This window comes from Streptomyces sp. NPDC002490 (assembly GCF_040296045.1).
In the GTDB taxonomy this organism is placed as follows: Bacteria; Actinomycetota; Actinomycetes; order Streptomycetales; family Streptomycetaceae; genus Streptomyces.
Genome location: NZ_JBEOWM010000024.1, coordinates 60646 through 74195, shown reverse-complemented (window position 1 = coordinate 74195; position 13550 = coordinate 60646). Strand labels below are relative to the sequence as shown.

Annotated in this window: 15 protein-coding genes and 1 riboswitch; of the genes, 11 read left to right on the top strand and 4 right to left on the bottom strand. The window is 70.7% G+C overall.

Features of this window, described 5'->3' with window-relative positions; genetic code table 11:
• The first annotated feature begins 164 nt into the window (after positions 1-164).
• The 3 genes from ABT092_RS17555 (at position 165) to sugE (ending at position 1479) form a co-directional block, all read left to right on the top strand.
• A complete protein-coding gene (locus tag ABT092_RS17555) occupies positions 165-497 on the top strand; it encodes a DUF3618 domain-containing protein (protein WP_351244691.1) in 333 nt (110 codons plus the stop codon).
• 191 nt (positions 498-688) lie between these two features.
• On the top strand, positions 689-991 hold the full coding sequence (locus tag ABT092_RS17550; protein WP_351244777.1) for a GroES family chaperonin: 303 nt from the start codon (positions 689-691) through the stop codon (positions 989-991).
• A 66-nt stretch (positions 992-1057) separates the two neighbouring features.
• Positions 1058-1122: riboswitch (guanidine-III (ykkC-III) riboswitch) on the top strand.
• Positions 1123-1158: 36 nt separating this feature from the next.
• Positions 1159-1479 carry a quaternary ammonium compound efflux SMR transporter SugE gene (sugE, locus tag ABT092_RS17545; RefSeq protein ID WP_351244689.1) on the top strand — a complete coding sequence of 107 codons (321 nt, stop codon included), beginning with the start codon at positions 1159-1161 and terminating at the stop codon, positions 1477-1479.
• Positions 1480-1551: 72 nt separating this feature from the next.
• Here sugE and ABT092_RS17540 read toward each other — a convergent pair whose 3' ends face one another.
• On the bottom strand, positions 1552-4155 hold the full coding sequence (locus ABT092_RS17540; protein WP_502968455.1) for a transglycosylase domain-containing protein: 2604 nt from the start codon (positions 4153-4155) through the stop codon (positions 1552-1554).
• Positions 4156-5562: 1407 nt separating this feature from the next.
• Here ABT092_RS17540 and ABT092_RS17535 point away from each other — a divergent pair.
• Both ABT092_RS17535 and ABT092_RS17530 read left to right on the top strand, forming a co-directional pair.
• Positions 5563-6372, top strand: coding sequence for an ABC transporter permease (locus tag ABT092_RS17535; protein WP_351244687.1), 810 nt, complete (start codon positions 5563-5565; stop codon positions 6370-6372).
• A gap of 115 nt (positions 6373-6487) precedes the next feature.
• Positions 6488-7291 (top strand): ABC transporter permease, encoded by an 804-nt coding sequence (locus tag ABT092_RS17530; RefSeq protein WP_351244773.1) that lies wholly within the window; start codon positions 6488-6490, stop codon positions 7289-7291.
• Positions 7292-7313: 22 nt separating this feature from the next.
• Here ABT092_RS17530 and ABT092_RS17525 read toward each other — a convergent pair whose 3' ends face one another.
• Entirely contained in the window at positions 7314-8033 is a 720-nt protein-coding gene (locus tag ABT092_RS17525) for a 5-formyltetrahydrofolate cyclo-ligase (RefSeq protein ID WP_351244685.1), read from the bottom strand.
• A 16-nt stretch (positions 8034-8049) separates the two neighbouring features.
• Positions 8050-9216, bottom strand: a complete 1167-nt coding sequence (locus tag ABT092_RS17520) for a helix-turn-helix domain-containing protein (RefSeq protein WP_351244683.1) — start codon at positions 9214-9216, stop codon at positions 8050-8052.
• A gap of 230 nt (positions 9217-9446) precedes the next feature.
• On the opposite strand from ABT092_RS17520, the gene ABT092_RS17515 reads away from it, so the two are divergent.
• The 6 genes from ABT092_RS17515 (at position 9447) to ABT092_RS17490 (ending at position 12597) form a co-directional block, all read left to right on the top strand.
• Entirely contained in the window at positions 9447-9758 is a 312-nt protein-coding gene (locus ABT092_RS17515; RefSeq protein WP_351244681.1) for a hypothetical protein, read from the top strand.
• Positions 9759-9812: 54 nt separating this feature from the next.
• Positions 9813-10088, top strand: a complete 276-nt coding sequence (locus ABT092_RS17510; protein WP_351244679.1) for a recombinase family protein — start codon at positions 9813-9815, stop codon at positions 10086-10088.
• Positions 10085-10666, top strand: coding sequence for an ATP-binding protein (locus ABT092_RS17505; protein WP_351244677.1), 582 nt, complete (start codon positions 10085-10087; stop codon positions 10664-10666). The genes ABT092_RS17510 and ABT092_RS17505 overlap by 4 nt, the downstream gene beginning before the upstream one ends.
• 274 nt (positions 10667-10940) lie before the next feature.
• A complete protein-coding gene (locus ABT092_RS17500) occupies positions 10941-11936 on the top strand; it encodes an ABC transporter ATP-binding protein (RefSeq protein ID WP_351244675.1) in 996 nt (331 codons plus the stop codon).
• 135 nt (positions 11937-12071) lie between these two features.
• Positions 12072-12296 (top strand): hypothetical protein, encoded by a 225-nt coding sequence (locus tag ABT092_RS17495; protein WP_351244673.1) that lies wholly within the window; start codon positions 12072-12074, stop codon positions 12294-12296.
• On the top strand, positions 12289-12597 hold the full coding sequence (locus ABT092_RS17490) for a hypothetical protein (RefSeq protein ID WP_351244671.1): 309 nt from the start codon (positions 12289-12291) through the stop codon (positions 12595-12597). Before ABT092_RS17495 ends, ABT092_RS17490 begins: the two co-directional genes overlap by 8 nt.
• Positions 12598-12616: 19 nt before the next feature.
• Here ABT092_RS17490 and ABT092_RS17485 read toward each other — a convergent pair whose 3' ends face one another.
• The gene (locus ABT092_RS17485; RefSeq protein WP_351244669.1) at positions 12617-13390 is read right to left on the bottom strand and encodes a helix-turn-helix transcriptional regulator; all 774 of its coding nucleotides are present in this window, start codon (positions 13388-13390) and stop codon (positions 12617-12619) included.
• Between the last annotated feature and the right edge of the window lie 160 nt (positions 13391-13550).

The following is a 13550-nucleotide window of genomic DNA, read 5'->3' as shown; positions in this document are numbered from 1 at the left end:
CGTCGTCACGGAAACGAGCGTAATGGGGGTGCCGTGGGGTGGTGTGCCCGGGAAGCTGACAGACTGTGGACGGTGGTTCCGCTCACGAGCGGAACCACCGTCCACGGGTGGCCGCCCCGCTGCGGGCCCCGACCCCACGCCGGACACGAGCACGGAGGAGCACGGTGTCGGAGACATCGGATACCAGGACCCCGGCGCAGATCGAGGCGGACATCGAACGCCGCCGTCAGCGCCTCGCCGAGACACTGGACGAGATCGGCGTCCGGGTGCACCCCAAGACCATCGTCGGCGACGCCAAGGCCAGGGCCGCCGCCACCGTCGACCGCACCGTGGGCCGCGTCTACGTCCGCGCCAACCGGGCGGTCTCCCGGGTCACCGGCGGCTTCGTCACCGAGGACGGCAGCCCCCGCCTGGAGCGGATCGTGCCGGTGGCGATCGTCGTCGTCGGCCTCGTCGGACTGATGACCCTCGGCGGCTCCCGCAAGGGCCGGGGCTGACCGCCCCACCACCGCCGAGAGCGCGACGCCCGGGCGGCGCCTCCGGCGCCACCGCGGGGTGGCGCGGGGAGCGCCGCCCCGCGGGAGCCCACGACCACCCGGGCGGCGCACACCTCCCCGTGGCAGGTAGGTTCGGGGGCGTGAGCACCAACAAGGACTTGAACACCACGCACGACAAGCTGCCCATCCGGATGCTGCACGACCGGGTGCTCGTGCGACAGGACACCGCGGAGGGCGAGCGGCGCTCCGGCGGCGGCATCCTGATCCCCGCGACGGCCGCGGTCGGCCGCCGGCTCGCCTGGGCCGAGGTCGTCGCGGTCGGGCAGAACGTGCGGACCGTGGAGGTCGGGGACCGGGTGCTGTACGACCCGGAGGACCGGGCCGAGGTCGAGGTGCGCGGGGTGGCCTACGTGCTGATGCGCGAGCGGGACCTGCACGCCGTCGCCGCGGACCGCTTCGAGGGCTCCGACGACTCCACCGGGCTGTACCTGTAGTCCCCCGCCCCCTCCCGTACCGGCTCCCGTAGCGCTGGTGACCGCCGTCACCAGCGCTTTCGTCGTTCTTTGCTACGGTGGGGACCACCCGACGAGACGCGCCGTACCGGGACACGCAAAGACGACGCACCCCTGTTGATCCACATCGGAAACGCGGAGGTGCCGTCATGGCATGGGTCCTGTTGGTGATCGCCGGCATATTGGAAGTCGGCTGGGCGATCGGCATGAAGTACACCGAGGGGTTCACCCGGCTCTGGCCGAGCGTGTTCACCGGCGCCGGGATCGTCGCCAGCATGGTGCTGCTGTCCTACGCGGCCAAGACCCTCCCCATCGGCACCGCCTACGGCGTCTGGGTCGGCATCGGCGCGGGCGGCGCCGCGATCCTCGGGATGCTGGTGCTCGGGGAGCCCGCCACCGCCGCACGGATCTTCTTCATCGCGCTGCTGCTGGTGGCCGTCGTCGGCCTGAAGGCCACCTCCGGCCACTGATCCGCACCGCGCACGGACCGACCCCCGGGTACCGAGTACCCGGGGGTCGGTCGCGTCACGCGGGGCCGTCCGTCACGGAGCGGGCGGGAACCCCGGGGTGGTGCCGCCGGTGGTGGTACCCGTGTTGGTGTTCCCGTCCGTGGTGGAACCGGTGCTCTCGCCGGCGGAGGTGCCGGTGCCGCCGGTGTTCGGCTGACCGCCGATGACCTGGCCTTCGGTGGTGCCGGTGTTGGTGTTCCCTTCGGTGGTCTGGCCGTCCGTCGCCCCGGTGGTGCCGGTGCTCGCGGTGCCGCCGTCCTGGCCGCCGCCCGTGGTCGAGGTGCCGCCGCCGTCGGTGCCGCCCGTCCCGTCGCCCGGGTCCGCGGACTCCTCCGGGCCGGTGGTGGCCTCCTGGGAGGGGGTGGTCTCCTCCTCCTTCTCCTCCTTCTCCTCGGGCGACTCGCTCTCGGTGTCGCCCGGCTCCGTGGTCCCCTCGCCGTCCGGGGAACCCGTGCCGGCGGCGCCGGGCAGCTCCAGCCGCCTGTCCGAGCCGTCCTGCATCCGCAGCGTGAACTCCTGCGGGGAAGTGCCCTGGAGCGCGTTCTTGGTGTACTGCGCCCAGATCTGCGCCGGCGGACCGCCACCGCTGATCCGCGTCTCGCCCAGCGCCCCGTACAGCGGGGTCTGCACCCCGGTCACCGGGTCCTGCCCCATCACGGAGACCACCGTCGCCAGGTCCGGGGTGTACCCCGCGAACCAGGCGGCCTTGTCCTTCTCCGCGGTGCCGGTCTTGCCGGCGGCGGGCCGCTCGGCCGCGAGGGCCGCGGTCCCCGAACCGCTGGTGACGACGGAGCGCAGCAGCGAGGTGGTGGTGTCCGCGGCCTGCCGGCTGACGGCCTGCTTGGCGGCCCGCTCCGGGAGCGCGACCTCGCTGCCGTTCTTGGTCACCTTGGCGACCAGGGTGTACGGGACGTGCTTGCCGTGGTTGGCGAGGGTGGCGTAGGCGCCCGTCATGTCCAGGATGCTCGCGGTCGCCGCGCCCAGCGCGATCGACGGGGACGGGTGCATGTTCGGGGTCGTCTTCGGCACGCCCAGCGCGACCGCGGTGCGCTGCACCTTCTCCGACTCCACGTCCACGGCCATCTGCACGTACACCGAGTTCACCGACTTGTCGGTGGCCTCGCGGACGGTGATCGGGCCGTAGCTGACCTGGTCCTGGTTCTGCGGTGCGTACCGGGGGCCGTTCCAGCCCTCGACCGGCCGGTTGCTGGTGCCGTCGTACACGGTGTTCGGGGTGATCGGCCGACCGTCCTGGGTGTTCGAGTCGTTCTCCACGGCCGCCGTGAACACGAACGGCTTGAACGTCGAACCGACCTGGAAGTCCCGGCGGGTCGCGTTGTTCACGAACTGCTGGGTGTAGTCGATGCCGCCGTACATCGCGACGACCTGCCCGGTCTTCGGGTCGATGGAGACCCCGCCCGCCCGCACATTGCGGTCGATCTTGCGGGCCTTCTTGTCGACGCGGGACATCAACTGGTCGTCCACCGCCTTGACCAGGGAGTCCTGCTTGCCCTTCTGGATGGTGGTGGTGATCCGGTGACCGCCGGCGGCCAGCACGTCCTCGCTGACGATCTCGTTCTCGAAGAGGTAGTCCTTGACCGCCTGGACGAGGTAGCCGCGCTGGCCGGACATGCCGGCCGAGCCCTTCGCCTCGCGGGGGACCGGGAACTCCATCGCGTCCCGCTCCTCGTCGGTGAGCCACCCCTCCTTGACCATGCCGCCCAGCACGTACCGCCAACGGGCCTCGACCTGCGGCCGGTTCTGCGGGTTGGCCACCACGTCGTAGGCGCTCGGCGCGTTCAACAGCGCGGCCAGGTAGGCGCCCTGTTCCACGGTCAGCTTCTCGACGTCCACCCCGTAGTACGCCTGCGCCGCGGACTGGATGCCGTAGGCGTTGCGGCCGAAGAAGCTGGTGTTGAGGTAGCCCTCCAGGATCTCGTCCTTCGACTGCTCCCGGTCCAGCTTGATGGCGATGAAGAACTCCTGCGCCTTGCGGGAGAGCGTCTGCTCCTGCGCCAGGTAGTAGTTCTTCACGTACTGCTGGGTGATCGTCGAACCGGACTGCTTGCCCTTGCCGGTCATGGTGTTCCAACCGGCCCGGACCATCGCCTTGGGGTCGACGGCCGGGGCGCTGAAGAAGTCGCGGTCCTCGGCGGCGAGGACGGTGCGCTGCACCTCCAGCGGGATCTGCGCGAGCTTCACGTTCTCCCGGTTGACCTCGCCGTCGCGGGCGAGTTGGGAGCCGTCCGCGTACAGGTACACGTTGCTCTGCTTGACCGCCGCGGCGTTCGCCTCCGGGATCTTCACGATCATGTAGCCGGCGACGAACGCGCCCATCCCCAGCAGCAGCACGGTGAAGACCGCGGCCAGGGTGAACCGCCAGGTCGGGATCGCGCGGCGCCAGCCCTTGCGCTTGGGCCGCTTGCGCTTCTTCTTCCCGTCCGTCCCCGGACCGGTCGGGCCCTCGGGTCCGCCGGCGGCGGCGGACCCGGCGGCGGCCAGGGCGGCGGTCCGCTCCGGCCCGGGTACCGCAGCGGCGCCCGCGGGGCCGCCCTTCGGGCCGCCGGGGGCCGCGGGCTGCCGGCGGAGCTGGGTGGTGCGCTCGGCGGGGTGCTCGGGCCGGCTCTTCGGCCGCACGGTGCCGAGTTGGGTGGTGCGCTCGGCCGGGGCCTCCTCGGCGGACGCCGCCCGGGGCGGGGTCGCCTTGCCGGGCGCCTTGCCCGGCGTCTTGCCCGGTCCGTCCGGACCGCCGGGGCGCTTCGGGGTCGCGGCGGGGGCACCGGCCGCCGCCCCCGCCGCCTTGCCGGCGCCCGCGGGGCCGGCGGGGCCCGCGGGCTTGCCCGGGCCCTTCGACCCGGTGGTGCCGGCGGGCGCGGCGGCGCCGGTGGTCCCGGCGGGCTTCGGGGTGCCCGTGGACTTCGGGGTGCCCGTGGACGGTGCGGAGCCGGCGGGCTTCGGGGTGCTCGGCGCGGGCTTCGCGGTCCGGTCGGCGGCGGCGCCGGCAGCCGCGGCGGCGGTGCCGGCGGCCTTGCCGCGGGACCGGTCGGTCGGGTCGGGCCCGCGCTTCGCCAGCGGGACGACCCCACTCTTCTCGGACCCGTCCGCGCTGCCCTTCGCCGGTCCGCCGGCCGGAGGCCGGGCCGGGCCGGCGTCCTTGCCGGGGCGTCGGGCGGCGTCGCCGGTGTCCGCGGCCTTGCCGGGGGCGGGCCGTCCGCCGTCCTCGGCCGGCGCCGGGCCCGCGCCGGACGGGGCGGGGGGCCGGGGCGCGCCGGAACGGGGCCGGCGGGCGAAGGCGTCGAAGGAGCCGCCGCCGCCCGGGGCGTCGGCCTTGCCGGTGGGCTTGCGGGTGGGCAGCTTGGGGGCCGCGCCGGCCCCGTCCGCGGCGGCGGGCTTCCCGTCCCCGGCGGACGTCCCGCCGGTGCCCGCGGCGCCGCCCGCGGCCGGCTTCCCCGTGGACGGCTTCCCCACGGCCGGCTTCCCCGCGGCGGCGGGGGAGCCGGGGCGCTTCGCGCCGCCGGCGGGCTCGGCAGGGCCCGCGGGCTTCGCGCCGCGCGCGGGCCCGGTGGGGCCGGTGGGCTTCGCGCCGGCGCCGGACGGGCCGCCGGAGGTCCGTTCACCCTCCCCGGACGGCGTTGCCGCGGGGCGTTCGGGCTCCGGGCCCGAAGTGCCCTCATCGTGCTGCTGCGGCTCGTCGCTCATGGTTCGCGAAACTCCCGATTCACGTCGTGCGCCGAATACTTCCGGTACTGCGGGTACTGCTGCGGGACGGGTCGCACCGGGCCGGCGGACCGACCGGTGGTGCCGTGTGCGCGGACATCCGGGTCACATACCACAGATGTCGCATATGCCCCATGGAGGTTCGCGCGGGGGTACCTGCCCCGTACACCTCTTCGCCCCAGGTCCTTAACTTTCGCACCCTTGCTCGGGTGTCGGCGACATGCACGCCCCGGAGCCGGAAATCGGTGGTGGTGCGTGACGTGGGCCACTAGGGTTTCGGACTTCGGCCTGTAACAGGAGACGACGCAGAGGCGGGAGGGGTTGTACGTGCGCACCGGGCGGTTGTACGGAAAAGTCGCCGCCGGCGGATTCCGGCGGTACGCGACCTACCGCACGGCCACCGCCGCGGGCGTGTTCACCAACACCGTCTTCGGGTTCATTCTCGCCTACACGTTCCACGCCCTGTGGGACGAGCGTCCGGGCCTCGGCGGTTACGACCTCTCCGATGCTCTGACCTTCGTCTGGATCAGCCAGGGACTCCTCGCGGTGATGGCGACCATGGGCGGCGGATTCGAGGACGAACTCATCGAGCGCATCCGCACCGGGGACATCGCCGTCGACCTGTACCGACCCGTCGACCTCCAGCTCTGGTGGCTCGCCGCCGACCTGGGCAGGGCAGCGTTCCACCTGGTCGGACGGGGTGTACTGCCCATGGTGGCGGGTGCCGTGGTCTTCGATCTGACGCTCCCCGCCCACCCCCTGCCCTGGCTCGCGTTCCTCTTCTCCGTCCTCCTCGGGGCGGTCGTCAGCTTCGCCCTGCGCTACCTCGTCGCCCTGGCCGCGTTCTGGTTGCTGGACGGTGCGGGTGTGGCGCAAATCGCATTCCTCTCGGCCATCTTCTTCTCCGGGATGCTGCTGCCGCTCAACGTCTTCCCGGGGGCCCTCGGCGAGGTGGCCCGCGCCCTGCCCTGGTCGGCGCTGATCCAGGTCCCCGCCGACGTGCTGCTGGGCACGTACCCCGGACCCCGGCTGCTGGGCGCCTTCGCCTTCCAGGCCGGATGGGCGCTGGCCCTGCTGCTGCTGGGCCGGCTGCTCCAGGCCGCGGCGACGCGCCGGGTGGTGGTGCAGGGTGGCTGAACCGACCGAGGTCCTCCGGGAGGAACCCCCGCGCAGGGTCCCCGCCCCCCGCGGCCTACCCGAGCGGGCGGCACCGGACGGCACCTTCGGGGACCGCGAGGGCCCCTGGCACCGGCTGCGGGACGGGCTCCGCGCCTACGGCCTGATCGTCCGCATGTGGGTGCGCTCCACGATGGCCTACCGGGTGTCCTTCGCCCTGACCCTGCTCGGCAACTTCGTGGCCACCGGCCTCGACTTCGTCGCCATCCTGCTGATGTTCTCGCAGGTCGACGCGCTCGGCGGCTACGACCTCGCCGAGATCGCGTTCCTGTACGGCACCGCCAGCACCTCCTTCGGCCTCGTCGACCTCGCCCTGGGCACCGTCGACCGACTGGGCCGCCGGGTCCGGGACGGCACCCTGGACACCCTGCTGGTCCGGCCGGCGCCGGTGCTGGCTCAGGTCGCCGCCGACCGCTTCGCCCTGCGCCGCATCGGCCGGATCAGCCAGGGCCTGCTGGTCCTCGGCTACGGGGTGGTGTCCGTGGACGTCGACTGGACGCCGCTCACCGCGGCGATGGTGCCGCTGATGGTGCTGAGCGGCGCGCTGATCTTCGGTGCCCTGTTCGTGTGCGGGGCCGCGTTCCAGTTCGTCGCCCGGGACGCGGCCGAGGTGCAGAACGCCTTCACCTACGGCGGGGTCACCCTGTTGATCTACCCGCCGACCGTGTTCGCCCAGGAGATCGTGCGCGCGGCGACCTTCGTCCTGCCGCTCGCCTTCGTCAACTGGCTGCCCGCGCTGTACGTGCTCGGGCGCCCCTATCCGCTGGACCTGCCCCGCTGGCTGGCCTTCACGCCGCCGTTGGTCGCGCTGGCGTGCTGCGCCCTGGCCGGACTGGCCTGGCGCGCCGGGCTGCGCGCCTACCGCAGCACGGGCAGTTGAGGATCCCAGGGCCGCGGTGCCGCTATCCGAGCCGGTGACGGGCTGCCAGCACCGGAATCGCCGCGATCTTCTCGGCGGTGAGGTCGCCCCAGACCAAGCCGGGCGGACGCCTGCGGTTGGTGCAGCGGATCACCTCATCGGGCGTGACGATGTAGTCCACCGAAAAGTCGTGCTCCGTCTCCGGGATCTCGTCCTCGACCACCTGGAGCGCGTGGACGGGTGCGACGATCACGGTTGACCCAGTGACCAGGCCGGCCTCGACAAGGAGCGCCACTTCAAGGTCGGAGTACCCGGCCCCCTTACCGATGCGCGCTCCGGAGCGGTTCACCGCGACGCTGCCGCAGACGACGATGTCGATCGGGCGCATCGCTGCCACGCCGACCCGCCGGGCAACCTTGGCCGCCCCCTTCTTCTCGGCGGCTTCACCGGCAGGGACGGTGAGTTCTTCAGGCTCCAGCAGGAAGAACGGTTCAAGGCTGGCCATCCTCGGCACCGCCATGTACAGAAGCTTTCCGTCTTCCAACGCACGAGTCCGTATCGGTAGTTGCGCCCAGTCAGGATTGGCCTTGACGGTGGTCGCCTGCTGCCACTCGTCCAGTTCGGCCAGCCGCTCGGCGGTGGCCTCCGTGCCGTAGAAGCCGGGGATCTTCCCGTACGAATCCGCGGGGGCGCCGCCGCCGTCGATGAGGCGACGCCACGCCTTCTCTCGCAGCGCCTGCTTGGCCTGGTCCATGTCTGCCATACGTCGCCACCCGTTCTCAGATCGCTGCCATCAGGGCGAACAGCCGGTCGTTGAATTCCTGCGCCCACGGTTCCTGTCGCCACTGCTTGAGTTCCCGCCCAGCAGAGAACGCCAGGTTAAGCCCCCCACCACCACGGGTCAGCTCTACGGCATCAATGGTGCGGTGCATGGCATGTACGGCCTCGTCGAGCTTTCCTTGGCGGATCAGGGCGAGGGTCAAGTTGCCCAGCACGATGGCTTGAGACTTCTTTTTCCCCGCCAGGGCTCGGGTGGTCGTGCGGAGGATGGGTTCCGCCAGCTCCGGCAGACCGAGGAACAGGTAGCACGAGCCTGACAGCCGGTTGAACTCGTTGACCGTGTAGTACTGGGCTGCCACGTCATCGGTGTCCACCCGATCGAACTGGGCCTCTGCCTTCCTCAGCGCTTTCTCGCAGTCGGCGTGCGCGCCGGCCATGGCGTGCCCCTCGGCTACGTGAAGCAAGGAGAGGCCGGTAAGGGAGGGACTGGTCTTCTTCGCTACCACTGCCGCTTGCTCGGCGAGCGTCGTTCCCCGCCGTGGGTTCTTCTCCCCGTACAGTGCCACGAAGCTCATACGCAGGGTCGCGTAGGACTCGACCGATGCGTCACGGACGTGGCGGGCTGCCGACACCGCTTCCTCGAAGTAGCTCATCGGGGCCTGGTGGTCGCGTCTCTGGCTGACGTCCCAGACCAGTTGTCCCATGAAGGTTGCCGAATCGGCCTCGACCTCGAAGAGAGCGCGGCGCACACGTGCGTTCGTCGCGTTCTCGCGAAGGAACTTCACCTGTCCGTGGAGGTGGCCCGCAGGCCCCAGCAGACCAGCCGACGCCGCTTGGTCGTAGGACTCGTCGAGTTGCCGAAGCTGCTCGTGCAGGTGGGCGACGGCAACCAAGTCGGCGGAGCCGGGGTGCTGGAGAACGTATTTCATACGTTCGTTCGGTTGTCGCTGAACGACGGTGACATCGGCCAAGAGCTCTTGCAACTGGTCGCCTGAGATTCCGAGCGCTTGTGCGAGCTTTGGGCGGTGCCACGGCTGCGGCTCGGTCTCTGCGTTCTCCCACCGGACGACGGTCGTGCGCTCGACCCCGAGCAAGGTGGCGAGTTCTTCTTGCGTGAAGCCGGAAGCCTTCCGACGCTGGGCCAGCCGGACCCGCTTGGCTGCCATCTGTCACCTCTCCGGGTGTATGTCGACGTTTCACCTTAGCCAGTTGGGTCATATCGGTGCAGGCCGAACAAGCGATGCAACAACACTGCGCCATGGGTGCGTCACGCGTGCGGTGGTGTTTGCCAGGTCAAGTGGCTTTTCTGGTTGGCCGGACGGGGCTTCGGCAGTGAGTCGACGCCTTCCGTTGCCCCGTCCATCCAGGCCCGCCAGGAGGATGGATGCGACCCGTCATGTTCGGTTACCTGCGCCGCTCGCCCAGCGGCGAAGAGGCTGACGAAGACCACTCGATGCAAAGCGAGTTGGAGAGCTACGCACAACGCGAGGGATTCGTACTGGAGCGTGTGTTCACGGAAGGCGCTCCCGGTTCTGAGGGGGCCTTCTTCGCGATGGTCGAAGGGATCAAGGGCTCCGACGTGAAGAACGTGATCGCGCCCTCCCTCTGGCACTTCGCGCGCCTTCCTGGCCTCCAAGAGGCCATGCGGCAGCACATCGAACGGGAGATCGGCGCCCGACTGTGGATCGTCCAGGGGGCGCGAGGATGAGCGACTTCGGGAGCAAGCCGCTCATCTTCGGGTACATGCGCGTATGCGGACGGCATGAGCGACGAGGAGGTGCAGCAGAAGCAGGACGACATGACCCGGTACGCGGAGGTCGAGGGCTTCACCCTGGCGACCGTGTTCCACGAGTTCATGAACGGCGAGGTCAACGCCTTCGCAGAGATGGCCGAGGCAGTCCAGCGGGTCGAGGCTCGTCACGTGATCGTGCCGTCCTACCACGACCTGGCCCTCACCCGACCGCTCCAAGACGTCATGACCCTGCACCTGGAGCAGACAGCCGGTGCCCAGATCGTCAGCCTGGACGGGCGCTTGTGAACCCACACCCGAAAGACGAAGAACCCCACTACTTCTCTCAGCGCGCACGCTTCACGGATGAGCTGAACTTGGCGGCGGTCGGCTCGGCGGTGAGTGTGTCCCGCCACTTCATTCGGCTGACGCTGTCCAAGTGGCACGCACGCTCGATCGAGGGGGACGCCGTCCTCGTGGTCTCCGAGCTGGTGACGAACGCGGTGAAGGTGACCGGCGTCATCGACCGTCAGCCGACCTGGGTGGAGCTGGAGACCATGAGTCTCGTCACCGTGCGCCTGGTCGGTCTCGACACCAGTGTCGTGATCGAAGTGTGGGACGTGTCGCAGCAGATGCCCTTCCTCCGGAGGCCGGACGACGACACCGAAGGCGGACGCGGCCTCGTACTCGTCCAGGAGACAGCGAAGGACTGGGGTTCCTACCGCACACCGCGGGGGAAGCTGGTCTGGGCTCAGATCCCCGTGCCCGAGGCCAGTTCTTCCGCGTTGCCGCGCCGTCGTAGGTCGGAGCGCTCCATCGTCAGGCCTGCGGCACGGGCAGATCCCTGGCTCCTTCGGAGCCTGCTCGTCGGGCTCCAGGCCATCTGACCACCTCACGGCACAGCGACGGCGTAGTCGACCCTCGTCCTCCGGTAGCGGACGTGCTCCGGGCGACTGACAGTAGCCCCAGGGAGCTACCGCTCAGACGCAGAACCGGCCGCCGCCCCGTGAAATAGGGTGGTGCGGGACACCCCGACGATCTACGGTCGTCGGGGTGTTTTGCGCAGGGGGTTGCCATGACGTGCGGTGGCGCGACGGGCACATGGGGGACACCACCAGAAGCACGGGGACCGCAGGAAGCACGGGAACCACGGAGGGAACGATGCCGCAGACCACCGACGGCGCCGACGGCACCAGCAGCGGGCCGCTGATCACCCTCGACGGGGTCGAGAAGGTCTTCGACGTGCGCCGCCGGACGGGCTTCCTGCGCCGCGAGCGCAGCGAGGTGCGCGCGGTGGACACCCTGTCGTTCGACGTGGCCCGCGGCGAGGTCGTCGGCTACATCGGACCCAACGGCGCCGGGAAGTCCACCACCATCAAGATGCTGACCGGCATCCTCACCCCCAGCGCCGGCCGCATCCGGGTCGCGGGCATCGACCCGGCCCGGGAACGCACCCGGCTGGCCCGACGCATCGGGGTCGTCTTCGGGCAGCGCACCACCCTGTGGTGGGACCTCCCGCTGATCGACTCCTACCGCCTGGCCCACCGCATGTACCGGGTGCCCGACCGCCGCTACCGCGAGAACCTCGACCGCTGCGTGGAACTCCTCCAACTCGGCGACCTGTTGGACGTGCCGGTGCGGCAGCTCTCGTTGGGGCAGCGGATGCGTGGCGACATCGCGGCGGCCCTGCTGCACGACCCGGAGGTGCTGTACCTGGACGAGCCGACGATCGGACTGGACATCGTCTCCAAGGTCAGGGTCCGCGAGTTCCTGCGCGACCTCAACGCCGAGCGCGGCACCACGATCCTGCTCACCACGCACGACCTCACCGACATCGAGCAACTCTGCCGCCGGGTGATGGTCATCGACCACGGGCGCCTGATGTACGACGGCCCGCTCGCCGGCCTGCACGAGGCCGGCGAGAGCGAACGGACCCTCGTCGTCGACCTGGAACGCGCACTGCCGCCGATCGACGTGGGGACCGCCGCCCGCGTGGTCAGGGTCGAGGGCCCCCGCCAGTGGCTCGCCTTCCCCGCGGACGGCTCCGCGGCCCCGCTGGTCGCCCGCATCGCCGCCGAGTACCCGCTGGCCGACCTGTCGGTGCGGGAACCCGACATCGAGGCGGTCATCGCCCGGATGTACGCGGCTGGGCGGTAGCGGGCGCCGCGGCCCGGCTTCCTGCGTGGCGGGGCGTGCGGGTGCTCAGGGAGGGGCTTGCGGCGGGTCACCCGTCCGGGTGGCTCGTCGCCCGACGGCCCTCGCCGGTGGCCGCCGGGGCGGTAGGACGGCCCCATGGGAATCGGAGACCGCCATCAGAAGAAGGACGTCGAGGCGGCGTTGAAGCGCGCGGAGGCGGCGGGGCTGAAGGTGACCCGCACGGGGAGGGGCCATCGTTGGGGGTACCTCGTCTGTTGCCCCTGCAACGACATGTACAGGGTGTCGTGCACTCCGCAGAGTCCCACCGAAGAAGCCAAGTACATCGACCAATTCACACGGAAGCACGAGAACTGTGCGTAACTGGTACTTCAGTCTGGTCCTTCAGAACGCCCTCACCGAGGAGCAGGACGACGTCCTGGTGGAGCTGGCGAGCTTCCACGACGGGCACATCGCTCTCGCGGAGGCACCCGGGTACTCCCGGTTCATGTGCTCCTTCAAGGCGGAGACGCTGACCGAGGCAGTGGCCGAGGCCCTGGGGCGGTTCGTGGACCTGCCCGGGGTCCTGGTCCGCAGCGTCGAGTTGGACGAGATCCAGCTGTACGACAACGACATGGCCACTCCGGCGGTGGTGCCCGCCCCGCTCCCGTTCGACCAGCGGTAGGCGCGGGTCGGCGGGTCCGTCAGTCCCGGTCGGGCGGTGTCGCGTACGCCGTGGGGCTCATGCCGTAGAAGTCGCGGAAGGCGCGGGCGAAGCCGCTGGGGTCCTCGTACCCCACGCGTTGCGTCACGGAGGCCACCGAGGAGCCCGCGCGCAGCAGTCTGGCCGCGGCGTGCATGCGGCTCCTGGTGCGCCACTGCCCGAACGTCAGTCCGGTCTCCGCGACGAAGGCCCGCTCCAGACTCCGACCGCTGGTGCGCACTTCGCGCGCCCAGTCGAGGATGCGCCGGTCGTCGCCCGGATTGAACAGCAGGGCGCTCGCCACCGCCGCGGCGCCGGGGCTCGTCGGCAGGGGGAGGTCGTCGGGGGCCAGTACGCGTCTTTCGAGGATCGACAGGACCTGCCGCTGGATGTTCGCGGACGGTTGGATGACCGTGCTCTGGCTCTGGTGGAGGGCGAGGAAGTAGATCTTCTCGTCGTTGCGGATCGGCACGACCGTGATGGCGGTGAGCACCGTCGCGATCTCGTCCACCGAGATCGAGAGCGGGAACAGCACGGAGTTCGCCCGGACCTCCAGCGAGTGCCGGGTGCCCGCGGGCAGCCAGATGACCTCCCCTTCGGAGATCTCGACGGAGGTCTCCCCGCACCGCACCAGGGTGCTGCCCCTGATCTGCCAGAGCGCCATGTGTTCGTCGTGGTGCACCCGCTCGGGGATGTCGACGCCCGGGATGCGGAGCGGGAAGTCCAGCGAGGAGAGGTGCGCGGATGATCGTGCGTCGCTTCTCCGCGGGGTCATCCCTTGGCTCCGCTTGTCATGATCTGCATCGAATCTGTCGTTTTTCGCACTGGAGACATCGCATAGGTAAGGCTAACCATAGTTGGGAGCCCGTGCCGTCCCGTCCGGTCGCCACCAGAGGACCGGCACGGGGCACCACTACTCGGAAGGCCCCACGCAC

Coding starts and splice junctions, on each gene's coding strand:
- ABT092_RS17510 (WP_351244679.1), top strand. CDS start 9,813: ATGAGCGACGAGGAGGTGCAGCAGAAGCAGGACGACATGACCCGGTAC.
- sugE (WP_351244689.1), top strand. CDS start 1,159: ATGGCATGGGTCCTGTTGGTGATCGCCGGCATATTGGAAGTCGGCTGG.
- ABT092_RS17525 (WP_351244685.1), bottom strand. CDS start 8,033: ATGGCAGACATGGACCAGGCCAAGCAGGCGCTGCGAGAGAAGGCGTGG.
- ABT092_RS17550 (WP_351244777.1), top strand. CDS start 689: ATGCTGCACGACCGGGTGCTCGTGCGACAGGACACCGCGGAGGGCGAG.
- ABT092_RS17485 (WP_351244669.1), bottom strand. CDS start 13,390: ATGACCCCGCGGAGAAGCGACGCACGATCATCCGCGCACCTCTCCTCG.
- ABT092_RS17495 (WP_351244673.1), top strand. CDS start 12,072: ATGGGAATCGGAGACCGCCATCAGAAGAAGGACGTCGAGGCGGCGTTG.
- ABT092_RS17520 (WP_351244683.1), bottom strand. CDS start 9,216: ATGGCAGCCAAGCGGGTCCGGCTGGCCCAGCGTCGGAAGGCTTCCGGC.
- ABT092_RS17515 (WP_351244681.1), top strand. CDS start 9,447: ATGTTCGGTTACCTGCGCCGCTCGCCCAGCGGCGAAGAGGCTGACGAA.
- ABT092_RS17500 (WP_351244675.1), top strand. CDS start 10,941: ATGCCGCAGACCACCGACGGCGCCGACGGCACCAGCAGCGGGCCGCTG.